General features: G+C 72.2%; 17 protein-coding genes and 1 pseudogene. 17 read left to right on the top strand and 1 reads right to left on the bottom strand.

The genetic code is table 11. From position 1 onward, the window contains the following. Nucleotides 1-16: 16 nt before the first annotated feature. The 7 genes and pseudogenes from DEJ25_RS03490 (at nt 17) to DEJ25_RS03465 (ending at nt 14053) form a co-directional block, all read left to right on the top strand. A complete protein-coding gene (locus DEJ25_RS03490) occupies nt 17-1444 on the top strand; it encodes a serine/threonine-protein kinase (protein WP_111043785.1) in 1428 nt (475 codons plus the stop codon). Further along, nucleotides 1417-7383 carry an Ig-like domain-containing protein gene (locus DEJ25_RS03485; RefSeq protein ID WP_146240608.1) on the top strand — a complete coding sequence of 1989 codons (5967 nt, stop codon included), beginning with the start codon at nt 1417-1419 and terminating at the stop codon, nt 7381-7383. Before DEJ25_RS03490 ends, DEJ25_RS03485 begins: the two co-directional genes overlap by 28 nt. A 49-nt stretch (nt 7384-7432) precedes the next feature. Next, nucleotides 7433-8404 carry a MoxR family ATPase gene (locus tag DEJ25_RS03480; protein WP_110902152.1) on the top strand — a complete coding sequence of 324 codons (972 nt, stop codon included), beginning with the start codon at nt 7433-7435 and terminating at the stop codon, nt 8402-8404. Next, nucleotides 8401-9810 (top strand): DUF58 domain-containing protein, encoded by a 1410-nt coding sequence (locus DEJ25_RS03475; RefSeq protein ID WP_111043783.1) that lies wholly within the window; start codon nt 8401-8403, stop codon nt 9808-9810. Before DEJ25_RS03480 ends, DEJ25_RS03475 begins: the two co-directional genes overlap by 4 nt. A gap of 32 nt (nt 9811-9842) precedes the next feature. Beyond that, nucleotides 9843-12170, top strand: coding sequence for a transglutaminase domain-containing protein (locus DEJ25_RS03470; protein WP_111043782.1), 2328 nt, complete (start codon nt 9843-9845; stop codon nt 12168-12170). 116 nt (nt 12171-12286) lie between these two features. Further along, a pseudogene (locus DEJ25_RS17200) lies at nt 12287-12355 on the top strand (zinc-ribbon domain-containing protein); the annotation flags it as partial. A 96-nt stretch (nt 12356-12451) separates the two neighbouring features. Next, on the top strand, nt 12452-14053 hold the full coding sequence (locus DEJ25_RS03465; RefSeq protein WP_220033159.1) for an FHA domain-containing protein: 1602 nt from the start codon (nt 12452-12454) through the stop codon (nt 14051-14053). Between the two features lie 932 nt (nt 14054-14985). Here the strand turns inward: DEJ25_RS03465 and DEJ25_RS03460 are convergent. After that, a complete protein-coding gene (locus tag DEJ25_RS03460) occupies nt 14986-15972 on the bottom strand; it encodes an asparaginase (protein ID WP_111043780.1) in 987 nt (328 codons plus the stop codon). A 51-nt stretch (nt 15973-16023) separates the two neighbouring features. Between DEJ25_RS03460 and DEJ25_RS03455 the strand changes: the two genes are divergently transcribed. From DEJ25_RS03455 to DEJ25_RS03410, 10 genes are all read left to right on the top strand, one after another. Continuing rightward, nucleotides 16024-16521, top strand: a complete 498-nt coding sequence (locus DEJ25_RS03455) for an OsmC family protein (protein WP_111043779.1) — start codon at nt 16024-16026, stop codon at nt 16519-16521. 5 nt (nt 16522-16526) lie between these two features. Further along, nucleotides 16527-17495: an FKBP-type peptidyl-prolyl cis-trans isomerase gene (locus DEJ25_RS03450; protein WP_111043778.1), complete on the top strand. Its 969-nt coding sequence runs from the start codon at nt 16527-16529 to the stop codon at nt 17493-17495. 5 nt (nt 17496-17500) lie between these two features. Then, nucleotides 17501-18592: a 1-deoxy-D-xylulose-5-phosphate reductoisomerase gene (dxr, locus tag DEJ25_RS03445; RefSeq protein WP_111043777.1), complete on the top strand. Its 1092-nt coding sequence runs from the start codon at nt 17501-17503 to the stop codon at nt 18590-18592. A gap of 94 nt (nt 18593-18686) precedes the next feature. Next, nucleotides 18687-20015 carry an RIP metalloprotease gene (locus DEJ25_RS03440; RefSeq protein ID WP_258366403.1) on the top strand — a complete coding sequence of 443 codons (1329 nt, stop codon included), beginning with the start codon at nt 18687-18689 and terminating at the stop codon, nt 20013-20015. An 80-nt stretch (nt 20016-20095) separates the two neighbouring features. After that, nucleotides 20096-21616, top strand: a complete 1521-nt coding sequence (locus DEJ25_RS03435) for a cytosine permease (protein ID WP_111043776.1) — start codon at nt 20096-20098, stop codon at nt 21614-21616. 53 nt (nt 21617-21669) lie between these two features. Beyond that, nucleotides 21670-22221 (top strand): cysteine hydrolase family protein, encoded by a 552-nt coding sequence (locus tag DEJ25_RS03430; RefSeq protein WP_111043896.1) that lies wholly within the window; start codon nt 21670-21672, stop codon nt 22219-22221. Between the two features lie 114 nt (nt 22222-22335). Next, nucleotides 22336-23466: a flavodoxin-dependent (E)-4-hydroxy-3-methylbut-2-enyl-diphosphate synthase gene (ispG, locus tag DEJ25_RS03425; RefSeq protein ID WP_111043775.1), complete on the top strand. Its 1131-nt coding sequence runs from the start codon at nt 22336-22338 to the stop codon at nt 23464-23466. A gap of 155 nt (nt 23467-23621) precedes the next feature. Next, nucleotides 23622-25373 (top strand): proline--tRNA ligase, encoded by a 1752-nt coding sequence (locus tag DEJ25_RS03420; protein WP_111043774.1) that lies wholly within the window; start codon nt 23622-23624, stop codon nt 25371-25373. A 131-nt stretch (nt 25374-25504) separates the two neighbouring features. Then, nucleotides 25505-26500: a transcription termination factor NusA gene (nusA, locus tag DEJ25_RS03415; protein ID WP_111043773.1), complete on the top strand. Its 996-nt coding sequence runs from the start codon at nt 25505-25507 to the stop codon at nt 26498-26500. Between the two features lie 33 nt (nt 26501-26533). Beyond that, nucleotides 26534-26914 (top strand): YlxR family protein, encoded by a 381-nt coding sequence (locus DEJ25_RS03410; protein WP_309146911.1) that lies wholly within the window; start codon nt 26534-26536, stop codon nt 26912-26914. Nucleotides 26915-26960 lie beyond the last annotated feature (46 nt).

Here is a 26960-nt window from a genome sequence, read left to right as displayed (position 1 = left end):
CCGGGAAGGAGCGTCCATGGCCCGCAGACTGCCGTCGAGCCCTCCCGTGCTCCCGGGCTTCAGTCCGGTGCACGTGCTCGGCTCCGGTGGCTTCGCCGACGTGTTCCTCTACGAGCAGGACATGCCCCGACGCCAGGTCGCGGTCAAGGTCCTGCTCGACGAGGTCGTGGACGACCGCGTCCGCCAGATGTTCCAGGCCGAGGCGAACCTGATGGCGCGTCTCAGCACCCACCCCTCGATCCTCACCGTGTTCCAGGCGAGCGTCGCCGCGGACGGTCGCCCGTACCTCGTGATGGAGCTCTGCTCGGCGTCGATCAGCGAGCGCTACCGTCGCGAACCGGTCCCGGTGTCGCAGGTCCTCTCGGTCGGCGTGCGGATCGGCTCGGCGCTCGAGACCGCACACCGCGACGGCGTGCTGCACCGTGACGTGAAGCCGTCGAACATCCTGCTCACGGCCTACGGCAACCCGGTGCTGTCGGACTTCGGGATCGCCGCGACCCTCGGAGAGGCCGATCCCGACGAGCCCGTCGGCATGTCGATCCCGTGGTCGGCGCCGGAGGTGCTCGGCGACGAGTCGCGCGGCACGATCCAGTCCGAGGTCTACTCGCTCGCAGCGACCGTGTACTCGCTCCTGGCCGGACGGAGTCCGTTCGAGGTGCCCGGCGGCAAGAACGGCGCCGCCGACCTCATGGCGCGGATCGACAAGGGCGGACCGCTGCCCACCGGGCGTCCCGACGTGCCACCGACCCTCGAACGAGTCCTGGGTGCAGCGCTCTCGCGGCGCCCACGGGACCGACCTCCGACGGTCATGGAACTCGTGCGTGGGTTCCAGCAGGTCGAGGCCGAGCTCGGTCTCCCGCAGACCCCGGCCGAGGTCGCGGTCGAGGCCTGGGCGGTCGCCACACCGTCGCGGCCCGACGAACAGACCGTCATCGCGGCGGTCGGTGCGGGTGGCGGTGGGGCCGGAGCTCGGTCGGGCCGTCGTCGTCGGACCCGCTCCACCCTGCGCGGCGGCGCGGTGGCGAGCGCGTCAGAGAGTGTCGGGACCGTCCACCGGTCCGCCTCCACCGCGGGCGGCCGCCGCGGATCGCGATCTGCTCTGGTCTGGGCGACCGTCCTGTCCTCGGTCGTGGTGGTGGCGCTTGCCGTGACCACCGTGGCTGTCCTCACCCGCGGCGGTGACGACGCCGTACCCGTCGTGTCGGACGTCAGCGCCACCGCCGGTGCGTCCGCCGTGACGTTCCGCTGGACCGATCCGGGCCTCCAGCAGGGCGACACCTTCGTCGTGACGACCGACGGTGCGACGAGCCAGCAGACCGGGACGACGTTCGTCGCGACCGGCCGCCCCGGCGTCGAGCAGTGCATCCGGGTCGCGGTGAACCGTGACGGCCGCACCGGGGCGGACAGCGTCGAGCGGTGCGGCACGATCGGCGGAGCCCGGTGATCCGACGGCTGCTCGCTGCCCGGCGTTCCGCGACCGTGACGACCGCGGTGGCCGTCGTCGTCGGGGCGGTCGTCGCCGGGACGGCGCTCGTGTCGAACGGCTACCACGCACAGCGCGTCGACCTCGGCGACGGCACGGTCTGGGTGCCCTCGGCGCAGTACGGTGCGGTGGGCCGCGTCAATCCACAGGTGCTCGAACTGAACACCGCGGTGGAGACCTCCTCGGACGCCACTTCCGTGCTGCAGCACGGATCGACGGTCTACGCGGTCGACCAGACGAAGGGCACGGTGGCCCGGGTCGACGTCGCGGACGCCACCCTGGGTGACGCCGTCACGCTGCCCACGGGTTCGCCGACCGTCCTCTTCGCCGGGGACACCGCCGTCATCGGCAACGCGGACACCGGCGACCTCTGGTCCACACCCGCGGACTCCCTCGACGAGTTCGACGCCTCGACGGACCCGCAACTGACCCTGGGTGCCGATGCCGTGTTCGACGCGTCTGCCGACCATGTCGCGGTGTACTCGCCGCGGACCGGCACCGCCTCGCTCGTCGCTCTGGATCCGACCCCGACCGTCGAACGCCGCTCATCCGTCCGGATGGACCGCACGCACGCCTTCCAGGTCGCGACCGTCGGTGACCACATCGCCGTCCTCGACCGCACCGACGGCGTGCTCTCGATCGACGGACGGACCGTCGACCTGGGGGACCGAGTCGGCTCCGCACCCGCGTTGCAGCAGTCGACCAGCACCGGTGACGACGTGACGGTCGCGGGCACTGCCGGCCTCGTCCGTGTGTCCGCTTCCGGCGCCGTGCAGCAGTCCGCCCTCGCCGTCTCCGGACGTGCCGCTCGACCGTGGACCGACGACGGGTGCACGTTCGGAGCGTGGAGTGGCGGGCAGGCGATCGACACCTGCGACGGTCGTGCCGTGCAGGACCTCGACCGGGTTCCGGGCGGCGCGGCGCTCCAGGTGGTGCACAACGGGCGCACCGTGGTGGCCAACGACCCGGAGACCGGGCGCTCCTGGGCCGTCGGCCGCAGCGGCCAGCTCATCGACAACTGGGCGCAGCTCGTCGACGAGCAGGACGACCAGCAGCAGGAGCGGGCGTCGGACGACGACCCGGAGGTCGAGAAGGAGCAGGCCCCGCCCGTCGCGGTCGACGACGACCTCGGCGCTCGTCCGGGCCGCACCACGACCCTCCCGGTCCTGCTCAACGACCACGACCCGAACGGCGACCCGCTGGTCGTCAGCGACGTCGGCGACGTCGACGACTCGGTGGCGCGCGTCACGATCGTCACCGACGGCCAACAGCTGCAGGTCTCCCTGCCCGCCGCGGCCACCGGCGTCGTGACGTTCCCGTACACGATCACCGACGGCAACGGGGGGTCCGCGACGGCGACCGTCCGGGTGACCGTCCGGCCGGAGTCCGAGAACGAGCCGCCCCGGCAGGTCCGCGCGACACGGGCCGACGTCGTCCGGGGCGGGCACGTCTCGACGAACGTCCTCGGCGACTGGATCGACCCGGACGGCGACCCGGTGTACCTCGAGTCGGCCGACCCGTCCGAGGGCGACCACACCTCGACCACGCCGGACGGCCTGCTCGACTACCGCAACGACAGCGGTCGCACCGGCGACCGGGTCCAGCAGGTCACCGTCAGCGACGGCCGGGACACCGGTCGCGGTCCGGTCACGGTGACGGTGGCGGCGCAGGGCGACGTGCCGCTGCGCGCCGAGGGCTTCCCCGTGAGCGGGTACGCCGACAAGCCGTTCACGGTGGAACCGCTCGACCACGTCCGCGGGGGCAACGGTGGCGTCACCCTCACGAGCGTGTCGTCAGCGCCGGGCCTGACGGTGACGCCGAGCTACGACAGCGGGACCGTGCGCGTCGAAGCGCGGACGCCGGGGGACTGGCAGCTCGAGTACACCGTCTCGGACGGCACCAAGACGGCCAGCGACGTGGTGCGGATCACCGTGCTCGCGCCGCCCGACGCCTCGGCCGCGCCGGTGACGACGCCGAAGACCGTCTTCGTCACCACGCTCTCGTCGAAGGACACCGACGTGACGGCGACCGACTTCGACCCGGCCGGCGGCGTCCTCCTCGTCACCGGACTCGACGGGCCGCCGAGCGGTTCCGGCGTCCAGGCCGACGTGGTCGACCAGCACATCGTCCGGGTCAGCCTCACCGCACCGCTGGACGGCCCGGTGTCCTTCGGCTACACGGTGTCGAACGGACTCGCGACGGCCACGGGCACGATCACGGTCGTCGAGATCCCCGAGCCGGACCGCATCCAGCCGCCCGTCGCCCAGCCGGACACGGCGACCGTCCGGGTCGGCGCCGTCACCGACATCGACGTCCTCGCCAACGACACCCAGCCGGAGGGCGGCGCGATCTCGCTGCTGCCCGACCTCGTCCAGGACGTCCCTCGCGGTGCCGGTCTGCTGTTCGCCTCCGGTGACCACCTGCGCTACCTCGCACCGAACACCCCGGGCACCTACACGGCGGCGTACCGGGTCGCCGGACCGGACGGGCAGACCGCAGACGCGACCGTCTCGGTGTCCGTCCGTGACCGCGACCGTGCGACGAACGGCGCGCCCGTCCCGCAGACGGTGACGGCGCGCGTGGTCGCCGGTCAGTCCGTGCGCGTCTCGGTGCCCCTGAGCGGGATCGACCCGGACGGCGACTCCGTGCAGCTCGTCGGCGTGGCATCGAACCCGGAGAAGGGCTCGGTGGCAGACGTCGCCGCCGATTCGCTCACCTACGAAGCCGGTGACTACTCAGCGGGGACGGACGAGTTCACCTACACCGTGGTCGATGCCCTCGGGGCCCGCGCCACGGGCACGGTCCGCGTCGGCATCGCCCCGCGTGCCGACGCGGCCGGCCGTCCCGTCGCCGAGGCCGACCGCGTCACCATCCGCCCCGGCGGATCCGTGTCCGTCCGGGTGCTGCAGAACGACTCCGACCCCGAGGGCGGTCGCCTCACCGTCACCGCGGTGGAGCCCACCGCGCCCGACGTCCGCGCGCGGGTCGTCGGCGGCCAGACCGTCCAGGTGACCCCGCCGCCGTCCGCCCGGCGCGGCGACTTCGCGGTGGCGTACACGGTGGCCGACGACCAGGGCGCGACCAGCACCGCGTTCGTCACCGTGACGGTCGACGAGGACGCACTCCCACTGCGCCCCGAGGTCGACGACACCGTGCTCGACCTCCAGGACGTGCTCGGACGGCAGACCGTCACCGTCGACGTCCTCCGGAACGTCTTCTTCGCCGAGGGCACCGACGCGGACCTCCGGATCGGCGTGGTCGACGGCTACCGCGGCACCGCGTCCGTCACCGGTGACGACCGCCTCGTCGTCCGCGTCTCGGACACGTCGCAGGTGATCCCGTTCTCGGTCGCACGACGCGACCACCCGGACGTGGTGTCCTACGGCTTCGTCCACGTCCCGGGCGCTGACGACGCGCTCCCGCAGCTCGACCGGACCGCTCCCGCGGTCTCCGTCCGCAGTGAGTCGACGGTCCGTATCCCGCTGTCCCGCTACGTCGTGACCGCGAACGGCAAGACCGCGGTCGTCACCGACCCCGGGGCCGTGAAGGCGACGCACGCCGACGGTGGTTCCCTGGTGGTCGACGACTCGACGCTGCAGTTCACCTCGTCGAAGCTCTACTTCGGCAAGGCGTCGATCTCGTTCGAGGTGACGGACGGATCGGCCGCGAACGGCGGAACCGGACGCGTCGCGACCCTCGTGCTGCCGATCACCGTGACGCCGCGCTCGAACCAGCCGCCGGCGCTCACGGGGACGACCCTCGAGATGCAGCCCGGCGACCGGCGCGTGCTCGACCTCACCAAGCTGACCGACTACCCGTACCCGGGGGACCTGCCGGAGTTGCGGTGGTCCGTGGTCGAGCGACCGGGCAACGGCACGACGGCGACGATCTCCGGGCAGCGCCTGACCGTCGCGGTCGACGACGCGGCGTCACCGGGCGAGCGGTCCACGGTCGGCGTCGGTGTCGCCGACTCGACGGCCCAGGGGCGATCGGGCCGCATCACCATCGAGGTCGTCACGTCGACCCGACCGCTGGTGCAGCCCGGACCGGACAGCGCGGTCGTACGACGAGGCACGTCCACCACGGTCGACGTGCTCGCCAACGACCGACAGACGAACCCCTTCCCGGGGCAGCCGTTGCGGGTCGTCGACATCCGCGGCCTCGCCGGCGGCATCCCCGCGGGCGTGACGATCACCCCGAGTGCCGACCGGTCGCGCCTCCGGGTGAGCGTCGCCGCGGACGCGAAGCCGGTCGACACACACCTGCAGTACCGGGTCGTCGACGCGACGGGGGACGCCGACCGATCCGTGTGGGGCGACGTGACGGTCTCGGTGCAGGACGTCCCGGACGCGCCCGGTACCCCGACCCGGACCGGTACCGAGGCCGGTGGGCGGGTCACGCTGAACTGGTCCACCCCCCGTGCGAACAACGCACCGATCACCGGCTACCGCGTGACCGGGACCGGCGGCGTCACGAAGGACTGCGGCACCGCCACCGTCTGCACGGTCACCGGGCTGGACCCGACCGCGTCCTACCGGTTCAGCGTCCTGGCCGAGAACGAACTCGGCAGTTCGCAGCCGTCGCCGCAGTCCGCCACGATGAGCGCCGACTTCGTCCCGACGGCACCGACCGGGCTCTCGGTCGTCCCCGACCGGACGAACCCCGGGCAGCTCGACGTCTCGTGGAACGCGGTGCCCCGACCCGCCACGGGCAGCGCCGTCGACGACCACGTCGTGACGATCGCCGGCCCTGGTCTCAGCGACACGAGACGGACGGGCACCGCGACGACCACGTCGTTCAGCGGCGCGACGAGCGGCGCGGTCTACGTCGTGACCGTCTCGCCCCGCAACGACGCGGCCCGGGACGGCACGGTCGTGCAGTGGAACAGCGCGACGGCGTCCGGAACCGCCGTCGGGACCCCCGGCGCGCCGCAGGACGTCCGGGCCGTCACCGGTGAGCAGCCGGACGACCAGGGCAAGTCGACGGTGACGATCACCTGGTCGCCCGCGGACGGTGCCGGGGGGTCCGGTCCGACCTACCGGGTGTACCGGGTCGCACCGGGGAGCAGCCCGAGCTGCGACGCCCTGTCCGGCCAGACGTCGCTCGGCGCGGAGTCCGGGACGACTGACGCGGGTGTCGGCGGCGGTGGCGTCCGGTACGCGGTGGTGTCCGACAACGGCCTGTTCTGCAACGTCGCCTCCGCCAGCGCGGTCGCCTACGAGACCCCGGGCGGCACCGCTGCTCCGGCCGTCGCGATCGTCTCCGGGGCGACCGCCACGCAGTCCGACCTCCGGGTCACCGCCCCGGGTGCGGAGGTCGACCACTACCGCCTCCAGACGGGCACATCGGTCCTCTCGCTCCAGCCCGGCCAGGCCTGGACCGGGGTGCCCGGGACCGGCGCGCGGAACGCCCCGGCCACCCTCACGCTCCAGGCGTGCGGGGCGCCCGGCGACGCCTTCTGCACCGGCACGGACGATTCGTGGTCCGCACCGGGTGTCGCCTTCGACACGTCGAGCTCGGTGGACGGCGCGCAGGAGGGGCAGCAGATCGTGGTCAGCGGTCCGACCGTCGGCAGCGGCGTGAGTGTGACGTCGTACACGGCCCGGTGGTACAGCGATGGCGACGGCACGGTCGCGATCACGCCACAGGACGGTGACACCTGGCAGCCCGGCGACACGGCCCCGACAGCGCCAGCCGGCGCCAAGTCCGTCCGGATCCTCGTCACGGTGCAGCTGGACGCCGACCCCAGGCTCTCGGCCACGACCGGCAGGTCCTCGCCGACGTCAGACGTCGCAGCGGCCGACCCACCGCCCGCCGACCCACCGCCCGCCGACCCACCGGTGGACCCTCCGGCTGATCCGGCACCCGGTGCCGGCGACCCCGCCCAGCCGACATCGTGACCGCCAGCACCGCCGACGCCGTCCCCACCACCGAAGGAACGACACCCGCATGAGCATGACCCCGGAGCAGGCCACCTGGTTCGCCGACGTCGCCGGCCGCATCGTGACCAACGTCGAGCAGGTGCTCCTCGGGAAGACGTTCGTGATCCGCCTCGCCGTCACCGCGATGCTCAGCGAGGGGCACCTGCTGCTCGAGGACGTCCCCGGGACCGGCAAGACCAGCCTGGCGCGCGCCCTCGCCCAGAGCGTGCAGGGGTCGACGAACCGTGTCCAGTTCACCCCGGACCTGCTGCCCGGCGACATCAGCGGCATCAGCGTGTACGACCAGCGTGCGCAGGCGTTCGAGTTCCACCGTGGTCCGGTGTTCGCGAACATCGTCCTGGCCGACGAGATCAACCGCGCGAGCCCGAAGACCCAGTCGGCGCTGCTCGAGGCGATGGAGGAGTCCGCCGTCACCGTGGACGGCGTCACCCACCGGCTGGCGCAGCCGTTCATGGTCGTCGCCACACAGAACCCGATCGAGCAGGCCGGCACCTACCGCCTGCCCGAGGCGCAGCTCGACCGGTTCCTCATGAAGACGTCCATCGGTTACCCGGACCATGCGGCGACCGTCCGGATCCTCGAGACGTCCGCGGCGCCGTCCGCAGCGGTCCCCGTCGCGAGCGTGGTGCCCGCGGCGACCGTCACCGAGATGGCCGCTCTCGCCCGTACCGTGCACGTGGACCCGGTGATCGCCGACTACGTCGCGCGCCTGGTGGACGGCACCCGTGGCGCGACCGAGGTCCGACTCGGCGTCAGTGTGCGCGGAGCGATGGGCCTGATGCGCGCGAGCCGCGTCCTCGCCGCCGTCAACGGTCGGCACTACGTCACGCCCGACGACGTGAAGGCACTCGCCGAGCCGGTCCTCGCGCACCGCATGGTGCTCGATCCGGAGGCCGAGTTCGACGGCGTCAGTGCCTCGAGCGTCGTCGCGCAGCTGCTCGTCGACACGCCACCACCGGCCGACCGGGTCCCGCGGTGACGGACCACCGTCCCACCGGGACGCGTTCCCGGCGGCCCCTCGCGACACGGTCGCGTCGGGCGGCCACCCAGGAGGGCGCCCGGACGGTCGCCGGACCCACCAACGTCCGGACCCGTCTGGTCGGTGACCGCGAGGACGTCGCCGCTGACGCCGTGGTCGGTGTGGTCCGCGCGTGGCGTACGGCCGGGAGGCTCGTCATCCGTGTCCGGGACGACGTCGCCTCCGTCGTGACGGGCCTCGGATGGACCGCAGTCGTCCTGACGATCGTCGCGTTCGTCGCGGGGTACCGTTCCGGGCTCCGCGAGGTCGTGGTCGTCGGGTGGGCGGGGGCGGTCCTGGTGGTGGTGGCGGCGATCGCGCTCCTCGGCCGGTCCCGGCTGCTCATCCGGATGACACCACCGCAGCACCGCGTGGTCGTCGGGGCCGACGCCGGGGTGACGATCACCGCCGAGAACCCCACGCGCCTGCCGACCGTCCCGACGACGGTCGAGGTGCCGGTCGGGGTCGGACTCGTCGACGTCACGATCCCCGCGGTACCGCCGCGAGGCACCTTCGAGCAGCACGTCGCGGTCCCGACCGTCCGCCGAGGGGTCCTCGACGTGGGACCGGTGACGGGCGTCCGTGCGGACCCGGTCGGCCTGGTCCGCCGGGAGGTCGTGTGGACCGCGCGTGAGCAGGTCATCGTGCACCCGCGGACGATCGCGATCCCGTCGACGAGCACCGGTCTGGTCCGCGACCTCGAGGGGCAGGCGACCACCGACCTCTCACCCGCAGACATCGCGTTCCACGCGATCCGCGAGTACATGCCGGGCGACGACCCGCGGACGATCCACTGGAAGTCGACGGCGAAGACCGGCGCGTTCATGGTGCGACAGTTCGAGGACACCCGACGTTCGCACCTGGTCGTCGCGCTCGGCGTCGCCCGCGCGGAGTTCGCCGACGACGACGAGTTCGAGCTCGCGGTCAGCGTGGCCGCGTCGCTCGGCACCCGCGCCGTCCGGGATGGCCGTGAGGTCACGGTGGTGGTCTCGGAACGGACCCCGGAGTTCGCCAAGCGCGCCGTCCGTGCCGTGCACCCGATGCCGACCGTCACGCCGACCCGGTTGCTCGACGCGTTCGCCCGGGTCGGACTGGCGGACGCCTGCCTGCCGGTCGCCGAGGTCGCGCGCATCGTCGGGCGCGACACCCCCGGGATCTCGGTCGCGTTCCTGGTCGTCGGGTCGACCGTCGGCGTGCCGGCCCTCCGCCTCGCGGCGACCCGGTTCCCGATCGGGGTCGAGGTCGTCGCCGTCGTCTGCGAGCCGGAGGCCGTGCCCCGGTCGGTGCGCGTCGGTGGCCTGACGATCATGACCGTGGGGTACCTCGAGGACCTCCGCCACGCACTGCAGCGATCGGTCTCCGTGTGACGGCCGACGAGCGCCGGTCCCCGCGTCCTCCCGTGGCCCGCTCCGGTCCTCGTTCCGGCGCGCGCGCAGCCCGACGACGTCGCGCGGCACCGCTGCGTCTCGTCGCGGGCACCCTGGCCGTCTGGCTCCTCGTGGCGCTCGCGAGTACGGCTTGGTGGCCGATCCACCGTGACGCCAGCATGGTGTCCGCGGGGGCCACCGCGGTGGTGGTCGGTTCGGTGATGGCGCTCCTGGGAGCGGGGATGCGCCTCCCGGCCGCGGTCGTGTCGATCGCGACCGTCGTCGGGTTCGCGGCGACGGGGGTGCCCGCTGCTGTGCCCGGTGCGGCCGACGGTCCGCTCCCGACGGTGCCCGGGCTGGTGGACCTGTTCAGCGGCGTCGCCCTCGGGTGGCGGCAGCTCCTGACCATCAGCCTGCCGGTCGGGTCCTACGAGGCGCTCCTCGTGCCGTACTTCGTGTCCGTGCTCCTCGTGACGGTCGTCGGCGTGAGCATCGCGACCCGTGCCTCCCGTCCGGAACTGGCCAGCTTGCCGGCGCTGGCGCTCTTCGTGACCGGCACGGTCTTCGGTCCGACCCGGCTCGAGACCTCCGTCTGGCTCGGGGTCCTGCTGGCGGGGATCGCGCTCGTGTGGGCGTTGACCGTCCGGCACCTCCGCCGTGCGGCGACCGTCGCGGCGACCACCGGTACCCGCATCCCGATCGCCCGTGCCGTCGTCCGGCCTGCGCTGGTCGGCACGGCCACGATCGCCGCGGCGGCGGTCGTCGCGACCGGACTCGGCTTCGTGGCACCGCCTGCCGGCACCCGTACGGTCGCGCGGAGCGGCGTCGTCAAGCCCTTCGACCCGCGAGACCAGGTCAGCCCGCTGAGCGGGTTCCGCGCCTACGAGGAACGCGGTCGGGCCGAGCAGCCGCAGCTCACCGTCACCGGACTGCCCGCCGGCGGGTTCATGCGGATCGCCACCCTCGACAGCTACGACGGCGTCGTCTACCGCGTCGGTGGGCCGGACGGCGACGCGGCATCCGGCTCGTTCGAGCGCGTCCCGACCGCGGTGGACACACGTGACGTCCGGGGGACCGCCGTCCGGGTCGTGGTGACCGTGGACGGGTACCGGGGCGTCTGGCTGCCGACGGTCGGGGAACTGACGTCGGTGTCGTTCCGCGGCCCGGACGCCGATCGCGAGCGGACCGCCTTCTTCTACAACCGCTCCACCGGCACCGCAGCGGTCGTCGACGGCGTGAGCGACCGCACCCGGTACACGCTGTCGGCGGTGCTCCCCGACCAGCCGACCGAAGACGAACTGCGCGACGCACGACCGGGTGATGCGGTCGTCCCGACTCCGCGTGACGTCCCCGCTGCGGTGCAGGACGCCGTGCGGGCAGACAGCGACGCGGACACCAGCGACGGGGCGCAGTTGCTCGCGGCCCTGCAGGCACTGCAGCGCAACGGCTACGTCAGTCATGGCGTCGGCGACGACCGTCCGAGCCGGAGCGGACACGGCGCCGACCGGATCGCGGAACTCCTCACCGCGGTGCCGATGGTGGGGGACCAGGAGCAGTACGCCGTCGCCGCTGCTCTCATGGCCCAGGAGATCGGTTTCCCCGCGCGGGTCGTCCTGGGGTTCACGGCCGGTGGCGACTCCGGTGCGCGGGACACGACCAGCGGGGCGACCACCGGCCGGACCACCTTCCGCGGTTCGGACGTCACCGCACGCATCGAGGTCGACACGGCGCAGTGGGGATGGGTCATGCTCGACCCGAACCCGGCGGTCCGCGAGATCCCGGACCAGTCCGACCAGACGCCGAAGCCCGTGACACGGCCGGAGACCGTCGTCCCGCCGCCGCCAGCCCAGCAGCTCGACCAGGACGAGCAGACACCGCCGCAGGCGGACCGGGACACCCCGCCGACGCAGCCGGTGTGGTTGCAGATCCTGCTCGCCGTGCTGCCGTGGGCACTCGGGGTCCTCGGGCTCCTCGCACTCGTGCTGCTCCCGATCGCCACCGTCGTGCTGGCCAAGCGTCTCCGGCGTCGACGGCGGAGACGAGCACCGGAGCCCCGGACGCGCGTGGTCGGCGCCTGGGACGAGTACCGGGACGCCCTGCTCGACGGCGGACACGACGTCACCCCGTCGGCGACCCGCCGCGAGGTCGGTGCAGCCGCACCCGGCGAGGCCGGCGCGGTCATCGCAGCCGACGCCGATGCGGCCGTCTTCGGTCCGAGCGACGTCGACGACGCCGTCGCCGACCGGACCTGGGCGGCGGCGGACGGGGCGATCGCCGCCCTGCGCGCTGGGCGCGGTCGGCGCGACCGGTTCCGCGCGGCGACGTCGCTGCGGTCCTTCCGGCGGTCGTTCCGGCGGTGAGGGGCAGTGCCACGTCGCCGTCGGGAGCGGTCGGAGAGTGCTCCGATCGGCGGTGACTACGATGTCCCGAGGCCGGAGGCACCTCGCGGACGGCCGGACGAGGACAGAGGCACCCTGTGATCAGATGCGAACACTGCGGATCGGCGCTCCCGGACGGAGCGATCTTCTGCGGTGAGTGCGGACGAGCCGTCACGACCTCGGCAGCTCGCCGCACTGCACCCGTCGAAGCCGCCGACCGTGCGACCCCGCCACCGCTGCAGCAACCCGACGCGCACGGCCGCGTGCCCGAGACCGGCGACGACGCCTGGCTCCCGGAGTCGACGCTCGACCCCGCGACCCGCGCCTGGCTGACCGGCGCCGATCGTGCGCGTCCCGCGCCGGCAGCGGCCGGCTCGGTTGGTGCTGGTGCCGGTGACGCCCCCGACGCGTCGTCCGGCTCCATCACTCCGCGCCCCGACCTGACGCCGCGCGGTGCCCCCAGCCACGTGCACGGTGCCGGCACCGGTCTCGGCGACTGGACCGGACGCCCCGCCGGTGCAGAGACGCCCACGGAGCCGACACTCGATCCCGACGCCTTCCCCTCCGAGGCCGTCGCTCCGCAGGACGACCCGGAGGTCCAGCGCACCGCCGCCTGGGCCCCCCTGGGGACGGACGCCGCGGACTCAGCCGGTCCCTCTGCTGACGTCCCGGTCTGGGAACCGCAGACGACCACGGCTGCTCCGCCGGCCGGACCCTCCTGGTGGGTCGGTCGTGCCCCCTCGGCTGCGGTCGCGGCCACGCAGACGTCCTCGGACGATGCTGACGGATCCAGTGCCGGCGAGGCCGACGACGCTCCCCGGCCCGGTGACACCGCGGCGTTCCAGCCGGTCCTCGAGCGGCGCGCGCCCCGCCCCGCTCCGCTCGTGGCGCCGGGGAGCCAGAGTGCGACCTGCCACGTGTGCGGGCACGCTCTCGAGCCCGACGACATCTTCTGCGAGGAGTGCGGATCCGTCCGACCCGCCGTCACCGCGGCGTTCACCGGTCCCGTGATGCCCCTGCCGCTCACCCGGCCGGACTGGGCCGCTGACGAGGACGCCCTCCGTAGCGCAGTCTCCGACGCCCACGAGCTGACCGAGGACCGCGACGGTGCGGGTGGCCCCAGCACCCACCAGCCCGTCGTCGACGAGCCCGTGGCCGATGAGCCCGTCGCCGACGAGCCCGTTCCTGACGAGACCGTGGTGGACGGACTTGCTGCCGATCAGCACGACCCGGTCGAGACCGCGGCCGGCGAGCCCGTCGTCGACGACGCTGGTGGTGCTCTCGCCGAAGCGCAGGACTCCGATCCGGCGCACAGCGACAGCGACAGCAGCGACGTCACGGTCGACCAGGAGGCCCTCATCCCCTCCGCGGCGCCGCTCCCGCCCGTCGCACCCCGGCAGCCGCCGGTCGCTGCACCCCTGCCCCCTGTCGGACTCCCGGACGAGGCTGCGGACGGCGGAGCGCCGGTCGACCCGGTGTTCGACGCGGACGAGGACGAGGACGTCGAAGAGACGCGCATCGTGTCCCGTACCGCCGATCACGCCCCGTTCCTGCTGCACTTCAGCACCGGCGAGCGGCTCGGCGTCCACGGGTCGGCGCTCCTCGGGCGGCTGCCGCGCCCGGAGGCCGGTGAACGGTTCGACGACCTGCTGACCATCCGCGACCCCGGCAAGTCCGTGTCGAAGACGCACCTGGAACTCGGGCGCGACGGTGACGACCTCTGGGTGTCCGACCGCTACTCGGGCAACGGCACGGTGGTCCGGCACATCGACGGGTCGATCCGCCGCTGCGAGCCGGGGCGCCGGTACCGGGTCGAGCGTGGTGCTCGTGTGGACGTGGGGGAGCAGTTCTTCCTGCTGCAGTGACGTCCGCGGCCGCCTCTCCAGAGTGACGCGTTCGCCCGCCGGTTCTCCACAGTCCTGGTCGGGGACCGCTGGCGGGTGCGTGTTCGCGCTGTGATGGGGGACATGGAACCTCGTGGAGCAAGTCGCGTGGCCGTGACGGTGGCGGTCCTCATCCTCGCCGGGACGCTGGTCGTACCGATCGGCAGTGTGCCGGCCCTGTGCTGCGCGGCGGCGGTGTGCACGCTCGTCGGGCTCTCGGTGCGGTCTCGAGGACACGACGGTGAGCCTCCGGTGGTCGTCGTCCCGCCCGGTGCCGATGCCGGTGCCGAGCGCGGCGAGTCCGTCGGTGCCCGTGAAGAGGCCCTCGCGAGTCCCGGCCCAGCACGGGACGAGGACCTGCCCGACGGTCGAGTGGAGGACGACGCAGGGGATGGCTGCGTCGTCGTCGGCCGCACGAGCAGCGGTGCGCTCGTCCGGGTCGACCCCACCGACGGGATCGTCGTGTGCGGCACCGGCGCGCTCGCCCGGGCCGTCTTCACCGGGCTGGTGGACCAGCTCGACCAGTTCCGCCGTCGGCACGCCGACCGGGACCTCGTCGACCCGTTCGCCGGATGGGCGTCGCTGCGCGTCGGCGCCGACGTCGGTGTCCTCCACCGGCGCAGCGTGCGCAGCGGCATGCCCGAGGGGACCGCAGCCGCTGCGCTCCTGGACCCGGACGGCCGCCGTCGGTCATCGGTCGTCCTGGTCCCGAGCACGGCGACGTCACCACGTCGGTGGACCGCCGTCGTCGACGTCACGCGGTACGGGTGCCGCCTCCGGCGTCGGCTGTCCGACGGTTCGGCGGAAGCCGTGGGTGTCGCGGTGACCCCGACGCTGCCGCTGCTCGTCATCCCGGACCGTCACGACGTCCCCCGGACCCCGGACCCGGCGGACGACTCAGCGCGGATCCGGGTTCAGCGCAGGCCCGCGCCGACGCGGACCGCGCCGACGGGCACGCCGCCGCCGAGCACCCGTTCGCCGGTCGTGGCGAGGACCTCGTCCGCGGCCGCGGCGTCGACGAGCCCATTGCGCACGAGGAGCGTCAGCGCTGCCAGCGTGCCGGCGCGGAGCGAACCGTCGAGCACCTTGACCGCGACGGCGGGACCCTGCGGCACCCCCATCACCATCACGCCCTCGGCGCCGAGCTTGGCCAGGACGCCGAGCCGTTCGATCGTCACGGTGTTCGCCCGGCCCACGCCGTCGATCGCCCACGCGTTCGCCAGCACCGCGTCGGTCAGCGCTGCCGTGTCGTCGTCCGCGCGGGCCACCACACCCGCGATGCCGCGTGCCAGGCCGGTGAGCGTGAGCGGGAACACCGGCGCGCCGCACCCGTCGGTACCGACGACGTCGACGACCTCGCCGGTCACGTCCTCGACGGTGCTGCGCACCGCACGCTGGAGCGGGTGGTCGATCTCCAGGTACGTCGCCGCGTCCCATCCGTGCACGCGGCAGGCAGCGAGCATCCCGGCGTGCTTGCCGGAGCAGTTCATCGCCAGACGTCGGGGACCGTCCATGCCGCGCGCGGTCTCCCGGTCGAAGGGCAGGTCTGGTGGGCACCCGAGGTCGTCCTCGCGGTGGTCGAAGCGTTCGAGCATGCGCAGCGCCAGTGACTGGTGGGACGGGGTCCCGGCGTGACTCGCGGTCGTCATCACGAGCTCGTCCCCCGCGAAGAGTGCCCCGGCACGGCGGATCGCCAGCGCCTGGAACGGCTTCATCGTCGAGCGGGGGTAGATGCTCGCCACGGCGTCACCGACCGCGTCGATGACGGTGCCGTCGGCAGCCACGACCACTCCTGCCCCGATGTGCCGACTCTCGTCGAAGCCGGAACGGTCGAGGACCGCCAGCTCGACGGACCCGTCGACGGTGAGAGGATGACGGTCGGTGCTGGGAGCCGCGCGCATCCCGCGAGCCTACCGACCAACGGACCGCGCACCGCGACGAAGGGACCGCCGATGACCGACCACTCCTACGAGGTGTCCGTGCGCTGGACCGGCGACCGGGGGACCGGCACGAGCGGGTACCGCGACTACGGCCGAGACCACGTGGTCACCGCTCTGGGCAAGCCCGACGTCCTCGGCAGTGCCGACCCGACGTTCCGGGGCGACCGAGACCGGTGGAACCCGGAGGAGATGCTCCTGGCGGCACTGAGCCAGTGCCACATGCTCAGCTACCTGTACGTCGCCTCGACCCTCGGCATCACGGTGGTCGACTACCAGGACCGAGCCACGGCGAGCCTCGACGTGCACCGCGACGGCTCCGGCGAACTGACGGGGACGGTCCTCCGCCCCGTCGTCACCATCCGCGAGGATGACCGTGTCGAGGATGCCCGCACGGCGCACGCCGAGGCGAACCGCCTGTGCTTCATCGCCCGCTCGGTCGCGTTCCCGGTCCATCACGAGGCCGAGATCCTGGTACTCGGAGCCGACGCATCAGTGGGTGCGGCAGGATGAGACGCGTGAAGCGTCTCCGTCTGCTCCCCCTCGCCCTCGTGCCCGCCGTGATCCTCGGCCTCGCGGCCTGCTCCGGCTCCGGCTCGTCGGACTCCTCGGCATCAGCCACCTCCGCCCCGAGTTCGACCCCGACGCCGATCACCTCGTGCCCGAAGCCCGGCAAGGCCTCGGGCTCCGTGAAGGTCACCGGAGCGGTCGGTGGCTCGGCGGCACCGAAGGTCGCGTTCGACAAGGGCCTGACGGCCGACCCGCCGCAGGCCACCCGCGTCGTGAAGGGCACGGGCGCTTCCCTCGCCGAGGGCGACTTCGTGCAGGTCGCCTACAGCGCCTACAACGCGAAGGACGCGAAGAACCTCGTCACGGTCGGGTTCGACCAGGGCAACCCGCAGGTCCTCTCCGTCGGTGGCACCGGCTTCGGCGCCATCCTGTCGTGCGCGAAGGTCGGTGACCGCGTCGCCGTGGTCGGTCAGGCGGCGGCACTCGGCTTCAACACGAGCGGCTCCATCGTCGTCGTCGCGGACGTCGTCGAGCAGACTCCGACCAAGTCGACCGGTACGCCGCAGGACCAGGACCCGAAGCTGCCGACCGTCAAGGACGCCGCCGACGGCGAGCCGACGATCTCGATCCCCGACTCGGCCGCTCCGACGAAGACCACTGCCGAGGTCATCAAGCAGGGCGACGGCGACACGATCAAGGACGGCGACACCGCGCTCGTGCAGTACAAGGGCGTCGCCTACAAGGGCGGCAAGGAGTTCGACTCATCGTGGTCGAAGGGCTCGCCGACGACGTTCACGATCTCGAACAGCGGTCTGATCCCCGGCTTCGTGAAGGGGCTGGTCGGTCAGAAGATCGGCTCGCAGGTCATGATCGTCGTGACTCCGGAGGACGGCTACGGAGCAAACCCCCCGGAGGGCTCGGGCATCCCGGCCAACGCGACCCTGGTCTTCGTGGTCGACCTGCTCGCCAAGGGCTGACCCCGATGCCCGCCCGCCGCCGCGTCGTCCTCCTCGGCAGCACCGGATCGATCGGGACCCAGGCGCTCGACGTCATCGAACGGAATCCCGAACGTTTCGAGGTCGTCGGCCTGACGGCGGGCAGCAACGCCGGTGCCCTCGCGGAGCAGGCCGCCCGGTTCGGGGTCCGCGAGACCGCCCTCGGGGCCGCCGACGCCGAGCGGTTGGTCCGGAGCGTCGAGGCGGACGTCGTCCTCAACGGCATCACCGGTTCGGTGGGACTCGGCCCGACCCTCGCGGTCCTCGAGACGGGCGCGACACTGGCGCTGGCCAACAAGGAGAGTCTGATCGTCGGCGGTCCGCTCGTGCAGGCAGCGGCCGCTCCGGGGCAGATCGTCCCCGTGGACAGCGAGCACTCCGCGATCGCGCAGGCGCTCCGGTCGGGCAGCGATGCCGAGGTGCGACGCCTGGTCCTGACCGCCAGCGGTGGCCCCTTCCGCGGGCGGACCCGCGCCGAGCTCGCCGACGTCACGCCGACGCAGGCGTTGGCACACCCGACGTGGGACATGGGCCTCGTGGTCACGACGAACTCCGCGACGCTCGTCAACAAGGGACTCGAGGTCATCGAGGCGCACCTGCTGTTCGGCGTGCCCTACGACCGCATCGACGTCACCGTGCACGCGCAGTCGATCGTGCACTCGATGGTCGAGTTCGTCGACGGTTCGACGATCGCGCAGGCGTCGCCGCCGGACATGCGCCTGCCGATCGCGCTCGGGATGGCGTGGCCGGACCGTGTGCCGCACGTCGGCGTCCCCCTCGACTGGACGACCGCGAGCACCTGGACCTTCGAACCGCTGGACACCCGGGCCTTCGGCGCCGTCGACCTCGCCAAGCGCGTCGGTGTCCTCGGCGCCACGTTCCCGGCGGTCTTCAACGCCGCCAACGAGCAGGCCGTCGCCGCGTTCCATGCGGGCGCGATCGGGTTCCTCGACATCGTCGACACGGTGGCACGGGTCGTCGACGAGCACACCGCGGGGGAGCGGTCGCTCGACGGCGTGCTCGCCGCGGAGCGGTGGGCACGGCGGACGGCGGACCGGATCCTGTCGCGCACGACGTGATCCGTGCCTCCCGGGCGGCACCGCTCTGGAGGCTCACATCACCACCCAGCCCGCGTACGGCTCCGTCATGGCCAGCGTCCCGTACTCTTTGCCGGTGACCGTCGGAACCGTCCTGCTCTTCGTCCTCGGCGTCGTCGTCTTCGTCATCGGTCTGCTGGTGTCGATCGGCCTCCACGAACTCGGCCACCTGGCCTTCGCGAAGCTCTTCAAGGTGAAGGTGACCCAGTACTCGCTCGGATTCGGCAAGACGATCTGGTCCTTCCGGCGAGGCGAGACCGAGTACGGCCTGCGGCCGATCCTGCTCGGCGGCTACATCTCGATGGTCGGGATGCTCAAGCCCCGTGCCTCCGGACGCGAGATCACGAACACCGGCATGTACTCGGCCTTCGTGCAGGACGCTCGGGCGGCCAGCGCCGAGCAGATCGCGGAGTCCGGCGGTGACGACTCCCGCGCGTTCTACCGGTTGACGCCGTGGAAGCGGATCATCGTGATGGTCGCCGGACCGGCGATGAACCTGGTGATCGGCGTCGTGCTGTTCGGCATCCTGCTCGTCGGGTTCGGTGCCCCGACCACGACGTTCACGTCGAGTGTCGACTGCGTCCTGCCGACCAGTGCGCGCACGACGTGCACGGACGGTGACGCCGTGTCGCCTGCGAAGCAGGCCGGCCTCCGCTCCGGCGACGTCGTCCTGTCCGTCGGCGGCGTGCCGAACCCCACCATCACCCAGGTCTCTGACACCTTCCAGCGGTCCGCCGGCAAGGCCGTCCCGGTCGTCGTCGAACGCGACGGCACCGAGCGCACGCTGCGGGTCACGCCGGTGCTGGCCACCCGCGACGTCTACGACGCAGACGGGACGGTCGCGGAGAACAGCGACGGCACGACGAAGACCCAGCGCGTCGGCGTGGTGGGAGTGAGCATCGGGCAGACCCTGGTGCGCCAGTCACCGGCGGCGGTCCTGCCCGCGACGGGCGCACAGATCGGCGCATCCGCACACCTCATCATCGACCTGCCGCAGCGTCTGGTCGCGGTGTGGAACGCGGCCTTCGGTTCGCAGGCCCGGTCGCAGGACAGCCCGGTGTCGGTCGTCGGTGTCGGTCGGGCGATCGGGACGGTCTCGTCGATGAGCGGCGTCCCCGTGGTCGACAAGGTCTACACGATCCTCGGCCTGCTGGCGTCGTTGAACATCGGCCTGTTCGTGCTCAACATGGTGCCGCTCCTGCCGCTCGACGGCGGCCACATCGCGGGTGCGCTCTGGGAGGCCGTGAAACGGCGGACCTTCCGCCTGTTCGGCAAGGCCGACCCCGGTCCGATCGACCTGGCGAAGACGATGCCGCTGACGATGGTCGTCGTCGTGCTGCTGGCCGGCATGAGCGCGCTCCTCATCTACGCCGACATCGTCCGACCGGTCGACCTCTTCGGGTAGCGCCGACCTCCTCGCGCAGCGTCGACCACTCCGGGGAGCGGGGGAACGACGAGGCCGTCAGCGCCCACTACGCTCACCCCATGAGTGCAGAGCCGACGGCCCCGAAGCGGCCGATCGCCGACCCGACCCGCGCCGTCGAGCGGCAGGGCATCGACGTGATCACCGAGTCGGAGCGGAAGGGCCGTCCGCGCGGGCTGTTCTGGCCGTGGTTCGCCGCCAACATCTCCGTGCTCGGCCTGGCCTACGGCTCGTTCGTCCTGGACTTCGGGATCTCGCTGGCGCAGGCGACCGTGGTCTCGGTGATCGGCGTCGTCTTCTCGTTCCTGCTGTGCGGCGTGGTCGCGATCGCCGGCAAGCGGGGCTCCGCCCCGACGATGGTCCTCAGCCGTGCCGCGTTCGGCGTGCACGGCAACCGGTTGCCGTCCTTCCTCAGCTGGGTCCTCACCGTCGGGTGGGAGACCGCGCTGGCCGCCCTCGCCGTGCTCGCGACCTCGACGGTGTTCCAGGCGCTCGGCTGGGACGACGGCGTGTTGACGAAGCTCGTCGCCCTGGTCGTCGTCGCGGCGCTCGTGGTCGGGGCCGGCATCGCGGGCTTCGACGTGATCATGCGGATGCAGACCTGGATCACCGTCGTCACCGGCGTGCTGACGATCGTCTACGTGGTGCTCGCGCTCCCCTCGATCGACTTCGGCACGCTGGCCGCCCTGCCGGCGGGGAGCGCGCAGAACGTCATCGGTGCCCTGGTCCTCGTCATGACGGGCTTCGGCCTCGGCTGGGTGAACGCGGCGGCGGACTACTCGCGCTACCTGCCGCGATCGTCCTCCACCGGCGGGGTCGTCGGGTGGACGACCTTCGGCGGTGCCCTGGCGCCCGCAGTCCTCGTCGTCATCGGGGTGATGCTCGCCGGGTCCTCGGAGGAACTGCACGCAGCGATCTCGGCCGACCCGATCGGTGCCCTGGTGACGGTGATGCCGACCTGGTTCCTCGTGCCGTTCGCGGTGGTCGCGATCCTCGGGCTCGTCGGCGGAGCAGTCCTCGACATCTACTCCTCGGGGCTCGCGCTCCTCAGCGCGGGGGTCAGGATCCCGCGACCGGTGGCCGCCGGTGTCGACGGCGTGCTCATGGTCGCCGGGGCGGTCTTCGTGGTGTTCTTCGCGACGGACTTCATCGGTCCGTTCCAGGCGTTCCTCATCACCCTCGGCGTCCCGATCGCCGCATGGTGCGGGGTGTTCGTCGCGGACGTCCTGCTCCGTCGACGCGCCTACGCCGAGGGTGAGCTCGACACCCCGCGTGGTCGCTACGGCAGCGTCCGGTGGTCCGCCATCGCCCTGGTGGTCATCGGTTCGGTGCTCGGGTGGGGGCTCGTGACGAACTCGACGCCGGGGGCGGAACTCGTGCACTGGCAGGGCTTCCTGCTGGGACCGTTCGGTCTCGGCGGGGTCACCGGGCCCTGGGCGTACGCCAACCTCGGGGTCCTCGTGGCGCTCGTCGTCGGGTTCGTCGGCACGTTGCTGTCCGGCGGCCGGGCCGTCCGTCGGCAGGAGGCGCTGCCGGTCACCGAGCCGGTGTCGCGCGTGCCGGATGCCGAGCTCCGCCCGTGACCGCAGCGGACGTGGCGGTGGACACGGCCGCCGCCTGGCTCGTCATCATCGACATGCAGCGGGTGTTCACCGGCGACAGCCCGTGGGCGGCTCCGCGGTTCGCCGAGGCCTCGGCCGCGATCGAGCGGCTCCTGCCGCGCTTCGCGGGTCGCACCGTCGTCACCCGGTTCGTCGCGCCCGCGGAGCCGACAGGCGCCTGGGTGCCGTACTACCGCGACTGGCCGTTCGCGCTCGTCCCGGACGACGACGAGCTGTACGCACTCACCGAGCCGTTCGCCGCGCTGGCGGCGACGGGGACGCCGGGCGGGGTCACGACGTCGTCCGTCCCCGTCGTCACCGAGCCGACCTTCGGGAAGTGGGGGACGAGCCTCCAGGCCGTCACCGACACCGACACCGGAGCGGGGCCGGAGCGACGGCACCTGGTGCTCACCGGGGTCTCCACGGACTGCTGCGTCCTCTCGACCGCTCTGGCGGCCGCGGATGCGGGCGTCCGGGTCACCGTGGTGGCCGACGCGTGTGCCGGCGCGAGCGACGTCGACCACGCCCGGGCACTCGACGCGATGCGGCTGTACGCCCCGCTCGTCACCGTCGTCGACACGCTCTGACGCGGACCCGGGCAGCGCACACGGCCGCTGCCGCCGACCCAGCCTGAGTCCCGGCGGACCGCGCTGTCCAGACGAGCGCGTAGAGTTCGGGACGTGCCCGCAGTGAACCTCGGAATGCCGAAGGCCCCCGAAACCCTGGCCCCTCGTCGCAAGTCCCGGCAGATCCGGGTCGGCAAGGTCCTGGTCGGTGGCGACGCCCCCGTGTCGGTGCAGTCGATGACCACGACGCCGACCACGAACATCAACGCGACCCTGCAGCAGATCGCCGAGCTGACCGCGTCGGGCTGCGACATCGTCCGTGTCGCCGTGCCCAGCCAGGACGATGCCGACGCGCTGCCGATCATCGCCAAGAAGTCCCAGATCCCGGTGATCGCGGACATCCACTTCCAGCCGAAGTACGTCTTCCAGGCCATCGACGCCGGCTGCGCCGCGGTGCGGGTGAACCCGGGCAACATCCGGAAGTTCGACGACCAGGTCGGCGCCATCGCGGCCGCCGCGAAGGCCGCGGGCGTGTCCCTGCGCATCGGCGTGAACGCCGGTTCGCTGGAGCCCAGCCTGATGCAGAAGTACGGCAAGGCCACGCCCGAGGCGCTCGTCGAGTCGGCCGTGTGGGAAGCCTCCTTGTTCGAGGAGCACGACTTCCACGACTTCAAGATCTCGGTCAAGCACAACGACCCCGTCATCATGGTCAAGGCGTACCGCCAGCTCGCCGAGCGCGGCGACTGGCCGCTGCACCTCGGCGTGACCGAGGCGGGCCCGGAGTTCCAGGGCACGATCAAGAGCGCGACCGCGTTCGGCATCCTGCTCGGCGAGGGCATCGGCGACACCATCCGTGTGTCCCTCTCGGCTCCGCCCGCACAAGAGGTGAAGGTCGGTCTGCAGATCCTCCAGTCGCTGAACCTCCGCGAGCGCAAGCTCGAGATCGTCTCCTGCCCGAGCTGCGGCCGCGCGCAGGTCGACGTCTACCAGCTGGCGAACGACGTCACCTCGGGTCTCGAGGGCATGACGGTGCCGCTGCGCGTCGCCGTCATGGGCTGCGTCGTGAACGGTCCGGGCGAGGCTCGTGAGGCCGACCTCGGCGTCGCCTCGGGCAACGGCAAGGGCCAGATCTTCGTGAAGGGCCAGGTCATCAAGACGGTGCCCGAGGCCGAGATCGTCCAGACCCTCATCGACGAGGCGAACCGTCTCGCCGACGAGATGGGTCCCGCCGCCGGCACCGGCAAGCCGCTGGTCGTCACTCCCTAGCAGCCGCGCGGTCGCGGTTCGCGGCCGACTGCCGGACGGGAGGCCCGTGGCGACACCGCCACGGGCCTCCCATCCGTTCCGCCACAGGTCCGGCGCCGCGGCCCCGCCGTCCACAGGCGGGTCGCGTCGTGACCGCGCGCCGCTAGGCTGACGGCGTGGTCACACGGCTCTCTCATCTCTTCCTCCGCACGCTCCGCGACGACCCCTCCGACGCGGAGGTGACGAGTCACAAGCTGCTCGTCCGCGCCGGCTACGTCCGCCGCCAGTCGCCGGGCATCTTCGCCTGGCTGCCGCTCGGACTCCGCGTCCGCGCGAAGATCGAGGGCATCATCCGCGACGAGATGGTCGCGGCCGGTGCGCAGGAGGTCCTGCTGCCCGCGCTCCTGCCGCGCGAGCCCTACGAGGCCACGAACCGCTGGACCGAGTACGGCGACGGCATGTTCCGCCTGCAGGACCGCAAGGGCTCCGACTACCTGCTCGCGCCCACCCACGAAGAGATGTTCGCGCTCCTCGTGAAGGACCTGTACTCGTCCTACAAGGACCTCCCCGTCACGCTCTTCCAGATCCAGGACAAGTACCGCGACGAAGCCCGTCCGCGCGCCGGGCTGCTGCGGGGCCGTGAGTTCACGATGAAGGACGCCTACTCGTTCGACGTCTCCGACGCTGGTCTCGAGCGCAGCTACCAGGTGATGCGCGACGCCTACGAGCGGATCTTCGCGCGCCTGGGCCTCGAGTACGTCATCGTCAAGGCCGACGCCGGCGCCATGGGCGGCTCGAAGTCCGAGGAGTTCCTGCACCCGATCGCGGTCGGCGAGGACACCTTCGTGCGAAGTGCCGGCGGCTACGCGGCCAACGTCGAGGCGTACGTCACCCCGGTGCCCGACGCGAAGCCGGTCGACGGCCTGCCGGAGCCCGTGCTGCTGCCGGCGTCGGACACGCCGACGATCGAGTCGCTCGTGGCGCACGCCAACGCGGTCGCCCCGCGCGACGGCGCCCCGTGGACCGCGGCGGACACGCTGAAGAACGTCGTCCTGGCACTGACGCACCTCGACGGCACCCGAGAGATCGTGGTGGTCGGCCTGCCCGGCGACCGCGACGTCGACCTCAAGCGCGCCGAGGTCGCCTTCGCTCCGGCCGAGGTCGAAGCCGCGGGCGACGACGACTTCCGCAAGCACCGTGGCCTGGTCAAGGGCTACATCGGCCCGCAGGTCCTCGGCGCCGACAGCGCGACCGGTCTGCGCTACTTCGTGGACCCGCGCGTGGTGGACGGCACCTCGTGGGTCACCGGTGCCAACGAGCGTGGCGTCCACGTCTCCGGCCTGGTGGCCGGGAGGGACTTCGTCGCCGACGGCGTCGCCGAGGTGTCCGACGTCCGTGCCGGTGACCCCGCGCCCGACGGCTCCGGTCCGCTCGAGACCGCTCGGGGCATGGAGATCGGTCACGTGTTCCAGCTCGGCCGGAAGTACGCCGAGGCGCTCGGACTGAAGGTGCAGGACGAGAACGGCAAGCTCGCGACCGTGACGATGGGCTCGTACGGCATCGGCGTGACCCGCATCCTGGCGATCCTGGCCGAGGCGCACAACGACGAGAAGGGCCTGGCCTGGCCGAAGCACGTCGCCCCGTTCGACGTGCACGTGGTGGCCACCGGGCGGGACGCCACCGCGTACGACCTGGCGGAGTCGATCGTCGCGCAACTCGAGGGCGAGCGCTTCGACGTGGTCTACGACGACCGGCCGAAGGTGTCGCCGGGCGTCAAGCTCCGGGACGCGGAACTGCTCGGCATGCCGGTCGTCGTCGTCGCGGGTCGCGGCGCTGCCGACGGCGTCGTCGAGCTCTGGAACCGGGCGACCGGTGAGCGTCGTGACCTGCCGGTCGCGGAACTGCTCGAGGCAGTCCGAGCGATCTGACACACCGGCGTCCGAAGCGAGGCCCGTGGCGGATCCGCCACGGGCCTCCGCCATTCCTGCGGTACGATCGACGACGGCTTCCGCGCGGTTCCATCCGCGGGAGTGACTCATCTGAATACGGAGGCACCTCGGTGAAGATCGACCTCGCAGTCCTGCGACTCATGGAGCGTGAGCGGGAGATCCCGTTCGACGAGCTCGTCCAGATCATCGAATCTGCCATCCTGACCGCTTACCAGAAGCACGGCGCTGAGAACGACGAACCCGTCGACGCCCAGGCCCGGGTCGAGCTGGACCGCAAGTCCGGCGAAGTGTCCGTGTTCGTGCCCGAACGCGACGAGGACGACAACGTCATCGGCGAGTCCGTCGATCAGCCGAGCGACTTCGGCCGGATCGCGGCGTTCGCCGCCAAGCAGGTCATCAACCAGCGTCTGCGCGACATCGGCGACGACAAGATCCTCGGCGAGTTCCGCGGCAAGGAAGGCGACATCGTCGCCGGCATCGTGCAGCAGGGACCGAACCCGAAGATGGTGATGGTCGACCTCGGCACCGTCGAGGCGATCCTGCCGCCCGAAGAGCAGGTACCGGGGGAGACCTACGCGCACGGCACCCGCCTGCGCGTCTACGTGACGAGCGTGGGTCGTGGCCACAAGGGGCCGCAGATCACCGTGTCGCGGACGCACCCGGGCCTGGTCCGGAAGCTGTTCGCCCTCGAGGTCCCGGAGATCGCCTCCGGTGTCGTCGAGATCACCTCGCTGGCGCGCGAAGCCGGGCACCGCACGAAGATGGCGGTCAAGGCGAACGAGCCCGGCGTGAACGCAAAGGGCGCCTGCATCGGCGAACTCGGCGCCCGCGTGCGTGCGGTGACGAACGAGCTCGGTGCCGAGAAGATCGACATCGTGGACTGGTCCTCGGACCTCTCCACCTTCGTCGCCAGCGCCCTGTCGCCCGCGAAGGTCACGAGCGCGTTCGTGCTCGACGCCTCGACGAAGGCCGTCCGCGCACTCGTGCCGGACTACCAGCTGTCGCTCGCGATCGGCAAGGAGGGGCAGAACGCCCGTCTCGCCGCGAAGCTGACCGGTGCCCGGATCGACATCCAGCCGGACTCGATCCTCGACGGTGACGACTGAGCAGCACCCCCATCGGCGCGGTCCGGTTCGCTCGTGGCGAGAGGCCTCGGGCGCGCCGGATCGCGGTCGTCGGAGTCAAGGAGTAGAGTGGACGCCGTCAGAACGTGCATCGGCAGTCGTCGTCGTGCAACCCGATCCTCCCTCCTCCGTGTCGTCGCTCGCAGCGATGGCTCCGTGGTAGCGGATCCGAAGGCAGTCATGCCGGGCCGGGGTGCATGGCTCACACCGACCGTCGAAGCGTACGAACTGGCCGTCAAGCGCAGGGCATTCCGCCGTGCGCTCCGGCTGGAGCGTGATCCCGACACGTCCGCGGTGCGCGAGTACCTCGCTGGGCTGGGGCCCGATGGCCCGAACAGCACAGCTCCCGAGCGCCAGGACATGACAGAACAGGCTGAACGGCTTATGGACAACTGATGAGCGGCTCGAAATGAGACCCGTCAACCATTGAGTCCTGCCCCTT

Origin of the sequence: Curtobacterium sp. MCPF17_011 (genome assembly GCF_003234145.1) — a bacterium.
Classification (GTDB): Bacteria; Actinomycetota; Actinomycetes; order Actinomycetales; family Microbacteriaceae; genus Curtobacterium.
This window is presented reverse-complemented; position numbering and strand designations above follow the sequence as displayed.

What these genes read in the sequence shown, in the direction of transcription:
- DEJ25_RS03430 (WP_111043896.1), top strand. Translation starts at nt 21,670, where the DNA reads ATGCAGCGGGTGTTCACCGGCGACAGCCCGTGGGCGGCTCCGCGGTTC.
- DEJ25_RS03460 (WP_111043780.1), bottom strand. Translation starts at nt 15,972, where the DNA reads ATGCGCGCGGCTCCCAGCACCGACCGTCATCCTCTCACCGTCGACGGG.
- DEJ25_RS03455 (WP_111043779.1), top strand. Translation starts at nt 16,024, where the DNA reads ATGACCGACCACTCCTACGAGGTGTCCGTGCGCTGGACCGGCGACCGG.
- ispG (WP_111043775.1), top strand. Translation starts at nt 22,336, where the DNA reads ATGCCGAAGGCCCCCGAAACCCTGGCCCCTCGTCGCAAGTCCCGGCAG.
- DEJ25_RS03435 (WP_111043776.1), top strand. Translation starts at nt 20,096, where the DNA reads ATGAGTGCAGAGCCGACGGCCCCGAAGCGGCCGATCGCCGACCCGACC.
- dxr (WP_111043777.1), top strand. Translation starts at nt 17,501, where the DNA reads ATGCCCGCCCGCCGCCGCGTCGTCCTCCTCGGCAGCACCGGATCGATC.
- DEJ25_RS03490 (WP_111043785.1), top strand. Translation starts at nt 17, where the DNA reads ATGGCCCGCAGACTGCCGTCGAGCCCTCCCGTGCTCCCGGGCTTCAGT.
- DEJ25_RS03480 (WP_110902152.1), top strand. Translation starts at nt 7,433, where the DNA reads ATGAGCATGACCCCGGAGCAGGCCACCTGGTTCGCCGACGTCGCCGGC.